The organism is Sediminibacterium soli (assembly GCF_009939225.1).
Lineage (GTDB): Bacteria > Bacteroidota > Bacteroidia > Chitinophagales > Chitinophagaceae > Sediminibacterium > Sediminibacterium soli.
On record NZ_JAACJR010000003.1, the window covers coordinates 364,704 to 378,714 of the forward strand.

The window sequence follows — 14,011 nt, forward strand, 5'->3', positions numbered from 1 at the left end:
TATTTTATCCGGGTTACACTGAAACGAAGAAAAACAATTTTACAGGAAAACAATCCGCGAATCTGCAATCCGTTAATCCGCTAATTCAAGCCCCGCTTGACAATAAACCGCGCTTCTTTTCGTTCTTGCAAATGCAAACCAACCATTCATGTCTCTCCAAACAATCATAGATTTTCTCGAACCGGTGAATATCGCCCAGATATCCAACGATGAGGGCTTTAAGGAAACACAGCTGGGAAAACATATTGCCGTATACGACGAATCATTCCCCGATATAACAGAAGCCGATATGGTACTGATCGGCTGCGGCGAAATGCGGGGCTCGGGCATACAGCATAACAAGACAGACGCCCCCGATATTATCCGCTCGGAGTATTACAGGCTTTTTCACTGGCATACGGCGGTAAAAGTGGCCGACCTGGGCAATGTAAAAACCGGAGCAAGTCTGCCCGACAGTTATGCGGCGCTTCGCACGGTGATCAACGAATTGGTGGAGCAGGGTAAAAAAGTGGTCATTATCGGAGGTTCGCATGATAATACCACGGCACAGTACCAGGCTTACGGTGTACAGAGTAAGATCATCGACGCGGTCTGCGTGGATGCCAGGATCGATCTGGATATGGACAGTGTATTGCCTGCCGATAATTTTTTAGTGGATATGTTCACAGGCATGCCCAATCACCTGAAACATTACACGCATATCGGTTTTCAGAGTTATTTTATGCATCCCAATATGCTGGAAACGATCGACAAACTGGGGTTCGATTGTTTTCGCGTCGGAAAAGTCAAAGAGGCCATAGAAGAAATGGAACCAGCTATCCGTAACGGCGATATGCTGAGTTTTGATATCGCCGCCATTCAATATGCACATGCACCTGCCAATCATATCACCCCCAATGGTTTTAACGGCGAGGAAGCCTGTACACTCATGCAGTATGCGGGCATGAGCAGGCAATGCACCAGTATCGGCATCTACGGTTATATACCGCAGCAGGACCAGCACCAGCTTACCGCCAAACAGGTATCGCATATGCTGTGGTATGTGATGGACGGCATTAACAGGGGAAAGCAGGAGGCGGAGATCAGCAACAGGGCCGAATTCGACGAGTTTACCATTGCGTTTGGCGAAGTGGAGACAGCCTTTCTCCGAAGCAAACGCACCGGCCGCTGGTGGATGCAGATGCATACCGGCGAGTTTGCCGCCTGCAGCTACCACGATTACCTTACCGCCAGCAGAAACGATATACCCGAGAGATGGATGCGCGCGGTGGAGAGAAGCTGAGATAGTCTGTAGTCTGTGGTTTGGGGTTGATTCAACGAACCACAAACCACAGACTACGGACCCCACCACCCGTTTACCAAACCTTAATTCTTTCCTCCGCAGGTTTATACATTTTATCGCCCGGTTTTACCTGGAATGCATCGTACCACGCATCGATATTGGTAACGGGTGCGTTGGCGCGGTGTTCGCCGGGTGAATGCGGGTCTGTTTTGATGAGGTTGGCCGCGGTTTCGGGCAGGGTGTTGTTACGCCAGATCTGTGCCCAGCTCAGGAAGAAACGCTGCTGCGGTGTTAACCCGTCTATCTTTTTTCCTTCTTTGAACTGCCTGGTCTTGGTGAACGCTTCGTACGCCATATTCAGACCGCCAAGATCGGCAAGGTTTTCACCGAGCGTCAGTTTGCCCTGTACATGGATAGTGTCGAGCACGGTCAGTGCATTGTATTGCGCCACCACCTGGTCGGCGCGGGATTTGAATTTATCCGCATCTGATCTGGCCCACCAGTCTTTCAGGTTGCCGCTTGCATCAAACTGCCTGCCCTGGTCATCAAAGCCATGGGTTATCTCGTGGCCTATCACCGCCGCAATGCCGCCGTAATTGACCGCATCATCGGCCCCGAAATCAAAGAAAGGAAACTGCAGGATGCCGGCAGGAAACGTGATATCGTTATTCGAAGGACTATACGAAGCGTTGATCGTAGGAGGTGTCATGCCCATTTCCTTGCGGTCAACGGGTTTACCCATCCTGCTCACATTGTAGGTATACTGCCATACACTTACCCTGCGCACATTGCCGTAGAAATCGCGCCGGTCGGTGGTAACGCCATCGTATGTTTTCCATTTATCGGGGTAAGCGATTTTTTTGGCGATGGCATTCAGTTTCTCAAGCGCTTTCGTCTTGGTTTCATCGCTCATCCAGTCGAGACGGCGGATACGATCGGCAAAAGTGCTTTGCAGGTTGTTTACCATCTTCACCATATAGTCCTTGGCTTCGGGTTTGAAATATTTAGTCACATACAATTCCCCGATCATATCTCCGAGTGTACGATCTATCAGACTACTGAGCCGCTGCCACCTGGGGGTCTGCTCTTTTTGTCCGCTCACCACTTTGCTGAAAGCAAATTCAGCATTTACAAACGCACTGCTGAGGTACGGTGCGGCGTTTTTGATCAGGTTCCATTTCAGGTAGGTTTTCCATTCGCCCACGGGAACAGCAACAAGCATTTCGTTCACCGTTTTTACAAAAGCAGGATTGGTGACCACCACGCTGTCGGCGCCCGCTATCCTGGACTCAGCGAGGATATTTGCCCAGTTCATATTCGGCGTAACGGCGGAAAGATCCGCCACGGAAAACTTGTTATAGGTGGCGTTGGGATCGCGCATCTGAATGCGCGACAGCTGCGCTTTGGCCAAAGCGGTCTCTATTTTCAGAACGGTCTCTGCACTTGCCGCGGCCGTTGCAGCATCCTGTCCCACCAGCGAAAAAGCCCTGCGCAGGTAATTGCCATAAGCCTCGCGGATCGCAATACTGCGGGGGTCGTTGTTGAGGTAATAATCCCTGTCGCCAAGCGTGGTGCCGCCCTGGCTGATATTGGGTATGTACCTGGTAACATTTTTCCTGTCGGGCCCAACGGCCATGTTAAACAGTGCGCTGCCCAGGCCGTTGATCTTCAGATAGGCGATCTCATGCAATACGTCTGCAGTAGAACCGATATTGGCGATCCTGTCAAGATCGGTTTTAATGGGCTGGTAACCCCTGGCTTCAATGGCAATACTGTCCATGCCGCTGGTATAAAAATCGCCGATGATCTGTGTTTTGCGGTCGCGGTTGGTTTTTTTAGCCGCATCCTGCAGCAGGTTCTGCAGGCGCCTGGAGCTTTCTTCGCGCAGCATATCAAAACTGCCCCAGCGCGTTTTGGAACCGGGCACGGGATTTTTCCTTAACCATCCGCCATTGGCATAGCGGTAAAAATTGTTGCCGGGGTTTACCGACAGATCCATATTCGCTCTGTCGATGTATTTTGGAATTTCCTTCGAGAATCTGTCATCGCCCGATGCAAAGGCAAGGCATCCCGATAGCAGACCTGCCGCAAGCAGCGCCGTAGTATTGATTTTCATAGCAAGTTTTTTTGAGGGTAACCAAGTTAGGGATTTGCCGGTAATCGCAGGCGGATAATGGATGAATGGGCTAAATTTAGCACCAGTATAACCAAACCATATGCGAAACACCGCCGGTATCTGTTTGTTGCTGCTGTTGCTGAGCTCCTGCAGCAGCTCCCGTAAATTGTCTGCCGCGGCAGACAGCGCCATCCTGTCCAATACCGATTTTGCTTCGGCCCATATCGGCATCAGTGTATACGATCCTGCAAAAGCAAGCTATCTTTTCGATCACCAGGGCGATAAATTTTTCGTTCCCGCCAGCAATACCAAACTGCTTACCTGTTACGCGGTGATGAAATACCTGAGCGACAGTTTGCCGGGAATGCGGTACGAACGCCAGGGCGATGGGAAGGTACGGATCAGCCCAACCGCAGACCCCACTTTCCTGCATCCGGATTTTGCAAAACAGCCGGTACTGGAGCTGTTGAAACAATTGCCCGCAATGGCGTATGCGCCCAACCCGCAAAACCGGTTTCAGCCGCTGGGCCGTGGCTGGGCATGGGACGATTACGAAGCGGATTATATGCCCGAAAGAAGCGCTATGCCTGTATATGGCAATACGGTTTCTTTTTATTACCGTAATGACAGCCTCGGCGTATCCCCGCATTTTTTTTATGATTCGAGTAACCTGTCGGCCATTAATAAAACAGCGCCGGCGCAGCGCAAAGCCACCCGGTTTTCCAGAAAGGAAACCAACAATGCATTCTATGGCATCGCCGGCAAGGCAGCCGACTTTCCCGCCGCGGGCGAAGCGGTTCCGTTTACCACAAAAACGGATAATGACATCCCCCTGTTCATTAAACTGCTGGCAGACACTTTGCATACGGCGATAGCGGTAAGCGAGGAGACAATCAGTCCCGCTGCAAAGACCGTTTATTCGCAGCCCACCGACAGTATGCTGGCCATTATGATGCACCGCAGCGATAATTTCTTTGCCGAGCAGTCGCTATTAATGGTAAGCAATGAACAATTCGGTTTTATGAGCGATACAAAACTCATCGATACCCTGCTGAAATCGGATTACAAAGACATGCCGCAAAAACCCAAATGGGTGGATGGCAGCGGGCTCAGCAGGTATAACCTGGTATCGCCGCAGGATTTTGTATGGCTGCTCACCAAAATGAAAAATGAATTTCCCTGGAAAAGAATTACTGCGATCCTGCCTACGGGCGGAACGGGTACGCTGGCCAGCTATTATAAAAACTACGCAGGATATATCTATGCCAAAACCGGCAGCCTCAGTAACCACCTTGCCTTGAGCGGTTACCTGCTTACAAAAAAAGGCAGAACACTGGTGTTCTCCGTTATGGTCAATGCAGCCATGGCCCCCGCAGCCGCTATCCGTAAAGGGATTGAGAAATTCCTCACCGGCATCGTCGACAATTATTAGGCATCTCTGTTTTCGGAAACCCATCCCTGCGCAGCTGCTGTAAAGGCCTACCTGTTTCTCTTACCGAAGGGACAGGGAGATCATAACGTTTTCAGCAATTCCCGGATATCGGCGATCAGGTTTTGCATGGAGGCCAGACTGAGACCGTTGTAAATGCCGCGGATCCTGCGCCGCCCGTCGAGCAGGATAAAGTTTTCCGTGTGCAGGAATTCCGAACTGTCTTTTTTAAGTCCCATATCTTCCTCAACGAAGTAGTATTTTCTGCCGAGATCGTAAATGTTTTTTTTATCTCCTGTCAACAGCAGCCATCGCTTTTCATTAACACCTTTTTTTTGCGCATAGGCGCGCAGCACAGACACGCTGTCGCGATCGGGGGTTACGGAATGGGAGAGAAGCTGCACATGCGTTTCGTGCAGGAAACTGTCCTGCAATAGTTTCATGTTGGTGGTCATCCTGGGGCAGATGCCGGGACAGGCCGTAAAAAAGAAATCGGCAACGGTGATCTTTCCATCGAGGTCTTTTTCGGTGACAGGTTTGCCCGTATGCGCAGTCAGCGTAAACGCCGGAATACGATGAAAATTATCGGGGACCGTATCGGCAAACAGCGGCGTAAAATCTGCGGACCGGTAATAGGGCAGTTTCTGTACGGATGGCTTGGCTTTTTCCGGAGAATGGCATGCGGTAAAGCCAGCTGTCATACAGGCAAACACCAGGGCTTTTGTCATAGCTTAGGTATTTGCTGTTTGCGAACGGTGTAACAAAGCTGTGTTTCTTCGAGCCCGTATTTGCGCCCGTTCTTTGCAACATAATTGATAAACAGTTTGCCGCTGGTTCTCCATGCCTGCTGTAAGCCGTCTTCCTGATCCTGTATATAATGTGTTACCATATAAGGTTTCCCGTTTTCATACCATTGATACAGGTAGCCGTTGCGTCGGTCATCCCTATACTGGTAATCGAATTTTCTTTTTCCGTTGCGCCAATAGCCAAGATGTCTTCCGTTGGCAAGGTTGTGTTGGTAGCAACGGATCTCGAAGATACTTCCATCCGCATAAAAACTCCTGTAAATACCGTGCCGCATTCCCGCGTAAACAGGTACCAGGAATTGGGTCTTCCCATTTGCATAACAAGCCCTGATAACCCCCGAAAACAGGCCGCCGTTAATATAAAACAGGTTGTTCCGGAACCGGAGACCGGGATGCCGGGACGGGATGGTATCGCGCGCCGGTACGGAATCCTTAACGGGTAACGACAGGTTTTGTCCGGGTGTATCGAATACAACCGTTGTTTTCCTGAAAACATACAGCGTGCCAAGAAAAACCAGGCCGGCCACAATAAATGCAGCCGGTGCTGTTCTGCTAAAAAACAAATGTGCCCTTGGTGCCTGCATAACTGCCCGATTTAAGTATATAATAACCGGAATTGAGGAAGTTCACGTTCTCTGCATGGTAATGGTATACGCCGTTGGGAAATTCGGTGGTTGCGGCAAAATGACCATTGTATGCATCGAGTCCGGTGGGGTAACTGCCGTCTTTGTCCTTGCGTCCGTACAAAGGAAACCCATCGCGCAGAAAACCGATCAGGTTGGCATCGTCCAGCGAAGTGTAAGCACCGGTAACATGGTAATGGTAATTCTGGCTTTGCGCCGGGTGCGCACCTGCTTTGTCGAAAGAGGAAATGATGCCCGCATCGATGGATACACCTCCCATCTCCAGGTTATTGAATATGGCCACGCCGTTCAACGCCATACCGATAGGCCCCAGGCTGGTGGCTTCGTGTGTACTGGCAACCGCAGGTTTGGAAGGAATGGTCATGGTGTAATTCTGTACGCCGATGGCACCATTCGGGTTGCTGGCATGGCCCGTGGGGAACGCCTCATACAGGGCATTGCCGGCACCCCAGTAGGGCGATTTGTGGTTGGGGCGCCCATCGCTCCGCAGCACCAGGTTATCGCCGCTGGTCGTAACGGTTACATACCCCGTGACCATTTTGGCGTTAACAACGCCGGCAATATCCACCACCGTTGTTCCAGATGAGTTTGTGCCGGTATTCGTACCGGTGTTGGTGCTCGTATTAGTGTTATCACCACTCTTGCTGCAGGCGATCAACGCCAGCAGCGTAAAAAAGCAGAACATCCTGTTCATAAGGCTGATTTTCCTATTTGACGCAGGACAGATACAAAACCTTCGGGCAAAAAAAAATTTCGATATGCGAGTGGCGCCAAATCGGCGATCGGCAATCGAACCTCCTACAATTCTCTCCCTTCCTATCTGCCGAACATTCTGTCCAGGTAGTCTTCTTTGAACTCAACATAGGTAGGGCTGCCGGTGGGGGTGCTGTTGGGGGTATGGCAGGTGAACAGGTCTTCGATAAGCGTTAACATTTCTTTTTGCGACAGGGTCTGTCCCGCCTTGATGGCCTGCTGTCTGGCCATACAGCGAACCAGTTTCTCCCGTTTGCTGAATTTGATATCGCTGCTGAAATGCTTGAACTGTTCGATAAGCAGTTCGATCGAATGTTTTTCGTTGCCGGCATCCATATCTGCCGGTATGCCCTGTATCACGAAGCTGTTGCTGCCAAAGGGTTCTACCTGGTAACCGATGGTCTGCAGATCGGGCAGCAGGTCGGTGAGCAGGGCTGCATCGGCATGGCCCAGTTCGAGGGTGGAGGGGAACATCGTTTGCTGTGTGGCCATTTTTTTTCCATGCGCGGCAATACCAAAACGCTCGTATAAAATCCGTTCATGTGCAAACTGCTGGTGAACAAGCAGGAAGCCATTGTTGGTGGATGCGATGATATAGGTAGTATGCAATTGCAGCAGGGGTTTTTCTGCCAGCACCTGTATGGCGGGTCCGCTGGCCACATGCGGCTTCAGTAAAAGACTGCCGGCATCTGCAGCCGGTGATGCATCGGTTGTTCCTAACGGTGTTTCGCCCGCTGTATCGTAAAAACTTTTCCAGTGCTTCAGGTCGCTTTTGTTATCGCGTTCGATAAAATGCGCCTGGTGTTTCTGTGTAAAAGCTTTGAACAGATCGGATGAAACGGCCGCGTCTTTTTTTTCGGTCGTGAAGGGTTTGTTCACAGCATCCAGGTTCTGTATATCTGCATTCAGTGTAAAATCGAGCGAAGGCGATATACTGAACTGTGCCAGCGCATGTTTCACCGCGGCCTGTGCAAATGCATATACGATCTTCTCGTCCTCGAACTTGATCTCCTGTTTGGTAGGGTGCACATTGATATCCACCTGTGATGGATCAAGATCGATATACAGCACATAACTCGGAAAACTGTCTTTGGCGATCATGCTCTCAAACGCGCTGTTGACCGCGTGGTTCAGATAAGCGCTTTTGATAAAACGGTTATTGACAAAGAAATACTGGTCGCCCCTTGTTTTGCGCGCAGTCTCGGGTTTGCCTGCAAAACCATGGATGTTCATGTAATCGGTTTCCTCTTTTACCTGCACCAGTTTGGCGTTGTAGGAGCTGCCCAGTACCTGTACGATCCTGCTCTTAAGACTTCCTGCTTCGAGGTGGAACATTTCCTGGCCGTTGGCGGTAAGCGAGAAAAAAATGTTGGGGAAAGCCATGGCTACGCGGATGAACTCATCCACGATATGCCGCATTTCCGCCGCATTGCTTTTCAGGAAATTCCGCCTGGCGGGTACGCTGAAGAAAAGATTCTTCATGCTGATGCTGGTGCCCACAGGGCAGGCGCAGGGCTCCTGTTTCAGTACGCTGCTGTTCTCTATCTCTATATAAGTGCCTAATTCATCCTCCGGTCTCCGGGTCTTCAGCTCCACCTGCGCAACCGCGGCAATGGAAGCCAGCGCTTCGCCGCGGAAGCCCATGGTCCTGATGCGGAAAAGATCGTCGATATGGCGGATCTTGCTGGTGGCATGCCGCTCAAAAGCCATGCGCGCATCGGTTTCGCTCATACCCCTGCCGTTATCGATCACCTGTATCAGCGCTTTGCCGGCATCGCTCACGATCAGTTTGATCTCGGTGGCGCCCGCATCGGCCGCATTTTCCAGCAGCTCTTTGACAGCGCTTGCCGGCCGCTGGATCACCTCGCCCGCCGCTATCTGGTTCGCAATATTATCCGGTAACAATTGTATGATATCCGCCACTGGCCCTCTCTTTTGATAAAGTTTGTAAAAATAGAACAGCTTTGGGAAAGTTTAGAATTTTCCTAAGCCCCGCCCTTCGTAAATTTGACGATTAAAACATACGTGTAATGACAGTAAGTGCGGATATCAAAAAACTGGAAAGACATTTTGTACCCGGGGATTTTACGATCAGCGACTGGGCTTCGCTGGAGCCTTTGTTCAGGAACCTTGCCGACAGACCCCTCCATTCGCGCGGCGACCTGGAGCAGTGGATGCGGGATATCAGTGAAGTGGAGGCCGTGGTAAGCGAAGATGCCTGCTGGCGCCAGATCAGGATGACCTGCGATACCACCGATAAATCGCTCGAAGATGCATTCACCTATTTCTGTATGGAGATCCAACCCAAACTCCAGCCCTATGCGGATATGCTTAACCGCAGGCTGATCGACAGTCCTTTCTCCAGAGAACTCGATGACCAGAAATACTATACTTACCTGCGTACGGTAAGAAAGAACATCGATCTTTTCCGGGAAGAAAATATTCCGCTGCAGGCAGAACTCAGCGTTATGCAGCAGCAGTACGGCGCCATCGCCGGCAAAATGACCGTAGAAGTGGGCGGGCAGGAATATACCCTGCAACAGGCGGGTAAATTCCTCGAGAGCCACGACCGTAACCTGCGGGAAGAAGTATACCGGAAGATACAGGATAGGAGGCAGCAGGACAAACAGGCCATGCACGATCTGTATTCGCAGCTGGTACAGAAACGGGACCAGGTGGCGAAGAATGCGGGGTTTGCGAATTACCGCGACTATAAATTTGTGGAACTCGGCCGTTTCGATTATACGAAAGAGGATTGTTTCCAGTTCCACGAAGCCGTAAAACTGCATGTGCTGCCGCTGATCGAAAAGATCTACGAAAAGAAAAAACAGAAACTGGGTCTCGATACACTGCGCCCCTGGGATACCGAAGCGGAACCCGAAGGCACCGAGCCCTTAAAACCGTTTGCCACAGGAAACGAACTGTATGAAAAATCGGTGAAATGCTTCGAACAGCTCAATCCCTTCTTTGCAGACTGCCTGCGGAAGATGAAAGAGATGAATCATTTCGATCTCGAAAGCCGTAAGGGTAAGGCACCCGGCGGTTACAACTGCCCCCTTACCGAAAGCGGTGCGCCGTTTATTTTTATGAATGCGGCCGGACAAATGAGCGATGTAACCACCATGGTTCACGAGGGAGGTCATGCCGTTCATTCTTTTCTTGCGCACCAGCTTGAGCTGAGTGCTTTTAAAGAATACCCGATGGAGATCGCAGAAGTGGCAAGTATGGCGATGGAATTGTTCAGCATGTATCACTGGGAAGCGTTTTTTGGTGATGCGGCGGAACTGAAACGGGCAAAAGAACACCAGCTGGAAAGAACCATCACCATTTTTCCCTGGATCGCCATCATCGATAAATTCCAGCACTGGGTATATGAGAACCCGCAGCATACCGTGGAAGAAAGAACGGAGAAATGGATGTCGATCCTTAACGAGTTCTCGACAAAAAGCATCGATTTCACAGGCCTTGACGAATACCGCAGGATCAGCTGGCAGCGCCAGCTGCATTTATTCGAAGTGCCGTTTTATTATATCGAATACGGTATCGCCCAATTAGGCGCCATCGGTCTCTGGATGCAATACCGGCAGCATCCGAAACAGGCGCTTGACAATTATATTGCGGCGCTTAGTCTCGGCGGAACAAAAACGCTTCCCGAACTGTACAAGGCCGCAGGATTGAAATTCGACCTTTCACCCGACCATATCAAAACACTGATGGCGTTTACGGCGAAGGAGATGGAGGCGCTGTAGGGGGGCGGATTAGCGGATTATGGATTAGTGGATTGGCGGATTATCCGCCTATGTTGGTCGCCTGACCAACATCCGATGATCTAAAATAAAAGCAGCCTGATTATAACCCGGCTGCTTACTTCTATGTATCGGAAAAAATAATCCACAAATCCGCAATCCGTTAATCCATATCCCGCGAATTCACCATCATTCTTCTTTCGGAGGATTGTTTTGCGGAGGCCTTTGCCCCTGCGGCCTGTTACCCTGTGGCGGACGGTTGCCCTGTGGTCTGTTGCCGCCTGGTTGCTGTGGCCTCTGTCCGCCGTCGCCCTGCTGTGGCGGGCGCTGTCCGCCTGGCTGCTGCGGTCTTTGCCCCTGTGGCCTGTTACCCTGTGGAGGTCTTTGTCCCTGTGGTCTGTTGCCACCTGGTTGCTGTGGGCGTTGCTGCCCGCCCTGCTGGGGTCTTCCATCGGGTTTATTGCTGCCGGGCTGTCCGCCTCTGGCCTGTTGCGGGTTCCTTTTTTCGTTGCGTTGCTGATCCCTTCTCCGCTTGTCGTTACGCTCCAGCGAACGCAGGCTGATCTGTCCTACCAGGTCCACAAAACCGGTACTTTCTTCCTTGGCCTTGCCGCTGGCAATTTCCACGGGCTGCAGTTCCTCGGCTTTCTGACCCTGCTGGTTCATGCGCTTGATCTCTTTCACCCGTTGTATAGACAGCGGGAAATGCTTGCTGTTATTAGGCAGCACATACCACATCAGGTTCTTGAAAATATCTTTTTTGATCAGCTGCGCGGTGCCGCTCAGTGTATCAAGTGTTTCGGCATAATCGGGAAAATGCTGCAATGCATCGAGGTAGGTATCGAGTTCGTAATTCAGGCAGCATTTCAAACGGCCGCACTGGCCGCTGAGTTTGGTCTGGTTGATCGAAAGATTCTGGTAACGTGCGGCGGTGGTGTTAACGCTTTTGAAATCGTTCAGCCAGGTGCTGCAGCATAACTCGCGTCCGCAGCTGCCGATGCCGCCCACTTTTGCGGCTTCCTGGCGGATACCGATCTGGCGCATCTCCACTTTCACCTTAAAATCGCCTGCATATACCTTGATCAGCTCGCGAAAATCAACGCGGTCGTCGGCGGTGTAAAAGAAAGTGCCTTTTTTACCGTCGGCCTGTATCTCCACCTCGCTCAGTTTGAGCGGAACATTCAATTGTCGGGCAATGGCACGGCCGCGCGACAGTACCTCTTTCTCCCTTCCCTTGCTGATCCGGAAGCTTTCGATATCGCGGTCCGAACTGCGGCGCAGCACTTTTTTCATTTCAGCGCTGAACTCATCCACACCTTTTTTCTTCAGCTGCAAACGCACCAGTTCACCCGTAAGACTGATCTCGCCCACGTCGAAACCGCTTACGCCTTCCACGGTGATATATTCGCCTTTTTCAAAATATTGAAGGGTGCTGTTGCGGAAGAATTCCTTGCGGCTGCCGTTTTTGAACGTCACTTCCACCACTTTGCAACTGCTCTCGGGGTCGCTGAACGGAAGGTTCAGCAGCCAGTCGTGCACGTTCATCCGGTTACAGCTGCCCGTGCTGCAACCGCCGTTGCTTTTGCAACCGCCCGGTTTACCGTTAGATGTACCACAAGATCCGCAGCCCATAACTGGTTTTTTAAGTCAAAAATCAAAAATCGAAAGTCAGAAGTCAAACGCCGGGGAATACCTATAAAGTATCCTTTTGCATGTTTAATGTTGACTTTTGAATTCCTGGGAACGGGCTGCAGTATGCCTATGATGCTTCGTTGTGTCACTCAGTTCAGCGTTCGGTACGCTGCTGAGCTGGATAGTAAATAATTGATAATCAGCATCTTGCCTTCAAAATATATTGAGAAGCAGTAAACAGTACTTATAAGCCTCCCGCTCTCCGGGGTCCCCGTTCATTCACACGATCCTGCCCACGGGCGGGATCCTCAATCCATCAAAATTAGGGTTTTGTTCTGAATGATATGGTAGAGTTTAATGGTCAGTGCCTGGAACAGCATCTTGGCATTGGCATTACGCTCTATATAGTAGGCGGCCCGGTCAAGTTCGGCTATAACCGACTGCTGCTGGCTTACCGATGCGATCTTGTTCAGCCGCCCGGCAAAATCCTTTTCATTATCCGCTACCACCACATTATCGGCGCCGAGCACTTTTATGCGTATGCTCTGCTCCAGCAGGTGGTTAAAATACCGCAGAAACTGTTTCTGCTTTTCACGGCCCAGCTTACTGGCTTCTTCAACAAATTTTACCTGCGCCACCGGTCCGCCTTTTAAAGTGGCGTTAAGCCATTCACGCAAAAGACTTTGCCAGTCTTCGTCGGCATGCTGCAGCAACTGCAGCGCCTCGCGGTAATTGCCTTCGCTGATGGCGGCTATCTGTCTGGCGGTCTCGGGTTGGGCACGGGCTCTTTCAACCAGTGCCTGTTCCACATCACGGTCTTCGGGCATCGGTACTTTTACCAGCTGGCAGCGGCTCAGGATGGTGGCAAGAATCTGTTCTTCGTTTTCGGCAACCAGCAGGAACAGGGTATTCGGCGGCGGCTCTTCTATCAGCTTTAATAATTTATTGCCTTCCTTACCCAGGTATTCGGGCATCCATAGCAGCAGCACCTTGTATTCGCTCTCAAAACTCTTCAGGTTCAGTTTGCGGATGATATCATTGCACTCGTCTGCGGTAATATTACCCTGTTTGTTCTCCGCGCCGATAAACTGCAGCCAGTCGTACACATTGCCGTAAGGATACAGCTGTATGAACTCGCGCCACTCGCCGATATAATCGGCACTGACGGGTTTGTCGCCGCTTTTTTTCGGGATAACGGGATAGGAAAAATGCAGATCGGGGTGTATCAGCTGTCTTGCCCTTTCAAATGCCGGCTGCGAGGCAATGCCGTCGGGATGCAGGAAAGCAGGTGCCAGCGCCGTCATCCCGCCAAACAGGTCTTCCACTGCGGGCGATGGCTGTGGCAGGCTTACCACATACTGGGCAAATGCCATGGCCAGCGGTAGTGCCCCGCTGCCCTCTTTACCCAGGAACAGCAATGCATGGCTCAGGCGGTTCTGTTCCACCATCTCGGCCAGGTGCTTTTTTACTTCCTGCTGTCCTATCACATCGCTGAATAACATCGCGTCAAAAATAACGGATTCTGCCTCCTCCGTGCGGAAAATAAACCGCACCGCGGTACCTGTCAAAATAAAAACACCGGATAAAATTGCTTATCCGGTGT

The 14,011-nt window shown here is 51.1% G+C and carries 10 protein-coding genes; 3 read left to right on the top strand and 7 right to left on the bottom strand.

The window, feature by feature from the left end; translation table 11 throughout:
* The first annotated feature begins 148 nt into the window (after nt 1–148).
* Complete coding sequence (locus tag GWC94_RS01685) at nt 149–1,282, top strand: formimidoylglutamase (RefSeq protein ID WP_161833267.1); 1,134 nt, start codon at nt 149–151, stop codon at nt 1,280–1,282.
* A gap of 73 nt (nt 1,283–1,355) precedes the next feature.
* On the opposite strand, the gene GWC94_RS01690 is transcribed toward GWC94_RS01685, so the two are convergent.
* Nucleotides 1,356–3,398, bottom strand: coding sequence for a M13 family metallopeptidase (locus GWC94_RS01690; RefSeq protein ID WP_161833268.1), 2,043 nt, complete (start codon nt 3,396–3,398; stop codon nt 1,356–1,358).
* A 100-nt stretch (nt 3,399–3,498) separates the two neighbouring features.
* Here GWC94_RS01690 and GWC94_RS01695 point away from each other — a divergent pair, with 100 nt between their 5' ends.
* A complete protein-coding gene (locus tag GWC94_RS01695; protein WP_161833269.1) occupies nt 3,499–4,830 on the top strand; it encodes a D-alanyl-D-alanine carboxypeptidase/D-alanyl-D-alanine-endopeptidase in 1,332 nt (443 codons plus the stop codon).
* A gap of 80 nt (nt 4,831–4,910) precedes the next feature.
* Here the strand turns inward: GWC94_RS01695 and GWC94_RS01700 are convergent, their stop codons facing one another.
* The 4 genes from GWC94_RS01700 to mutL all read right to left on the bottom strand — a co-directional run bounded on the left by GWC94_RS01700 (nt 4,911) and on the right by mutL (nt 8,953).
* Nucleotides 4,911–5,555, bottom strand: a complete 645-nt coding sequence (locus GWC94_RS01700; protein ID WP_161833270.1) for an SCO family protein — start codon at nt 5,553–5,555, stop codon at nt 4,911–4,913.
* Nucleotides 5,552–6,217: a toxin-antitoxin system YwqK family antitoxin gene (locus GWC94_RS01705; RefSeq protein ID WP_161833271.1), complete on the bottom strand. Its 666-nt coding sequence runs from the start codon at nt 6,215–6,217 to the stop codon at nt 5,552–5,554. Before GWC94_RS01705 ends, GWC94_RS01700 begins: the two co-directional genes overlap by 4 nt.
* Nucleotides 6,186–6,971, bottom strand: coding sequence for a YHYH protein (locus GWC94_RS01710; protein ID WP_161833272.1), 786 nt, complete (start codon nt 6,969–6,971; stop codon nt 6,186–6,188). Before GWC94_RS01710 ends, GWC94_RS01705 begins: the two co-directional genes overlap by 32 nt.
* Before the next feature lie 122 nt (nt 6,972–7,093).
* Nucleotides 7,094–8,953, bottom strand: a complete 1,860-nt coding sequence (gene mutL / locus GWC94_RS01715; RefSeq protein ID WP_161833273.1) for a DNA mismatch repair endonuclease MutL — start codon at nt 8,951–8,953, stop codon at nt 7,094–7,096.
* A 107-nt stretch (nt 8,954–9,060) separates the two neighbouring features.
* Between mutL and GWC94_RS01720 the strand changes: the two genes are divergently transcribed.
* Entirely contained in the window at nt 9,061–10,779 is a 1,719-nt protein-coding gene (locus GWC94_RS01720) for a M3 family oligoendopeptidase (RefSeq protein WP_161833274.1), read from the top strand.
* Nucleotides 10,780–10,965: 186 nt separating this feature from the next.
* Here GWC94_RS01720 and ricT read toward each other — a convergent pair whose 3' ends face one another.
* Nucleotides 10,966–12,408, bottom strand: a complete 1,443-nt coding sequence (ricT, locus tag GWC94_RS01725) for a regulatory iron-sulfur-containing complex subunit RicT (RefSeq protein ID WP_161833275.1) — start codon at nt 12,406–12,408, stop codon at nt 10,966–10,968.
* A 308-nt stretch (nt 12,409–12,716) separates the two neighbouring features.
* Nucleotides 12,717–13,976 (bottom strand): DNA polymerase III subunit, encoded by a 1,260-nt coding sequence (locus tag GWC94_RS01730; protein WP_235918419.1) that lies wholly within the window; start codon nt 13,974–13,976, stop codon nt 12,717–12,719.
* Between the last annotated feature and the right edge of the window lie 35 nt (nt 13,977–14,011).

Excerpts from the sequence above, each read along its gene's own strand:
- GWC94_RS01720 (WP_161833274.1), top strand. The coding sequence starts at position 9,061 with ATGACAGTAAGTGCGGATATCAAAAAACTGGAAAGACATTTTGTACCC.
- GWC94_RS01695 (WP_161833269.1), top strand. The coding sequence starts at position 3,499 with ATGCGAAACACCGCCGGTATCTGTTTGTTGCTGCTGTTGCTGAGCTCC.
- GWC94_RS01685 (WP_161833267.1), top strand. The coding sequence starts at position 149 with ATGTCTCTCCAAACAATCATAGATTTTCTCGAACCGGTGAATATCGCC.
- GWC94_RS01710 (WP_161833272.1), bottom strand. The coding sequence starts at position 6,971 with ATGAACAGGATGTTCTGCTTTTTTACGCTGCTGGCGTTGATCGCCTGC.
- GWC94_RS01705 (WP_161833271.1), bottom strand. The coding sequence starts at position 6,217 with ATGCAGGCACCAAGGGCACATTTGTTTTTTAGCAGAACAGCACCGGCT.
- ricT (WP_161833275.1), bottom strand. The coding sequence starts at position 12,408 with ATGGGCTGCGGATCTTGTGGTACATCTAACGGTAAACCGGGCGGTTGC.
- GWC94_RS01690 (WP_161833268.1), bottom strand. The coding sequence starts at position 3,398 with ATGAAAATCAATACTACGGCGCTGCTTGCGGCAGGTCTGCTATCGGGA.
- GWC94_RS01700 (WP_161833270.1), bottom strand. The coding sequence starts at position 5,555 with ATGACAAAAGCCCTGGTGTTTGCCTGTATGACAGCTGGCTTTACCGCA.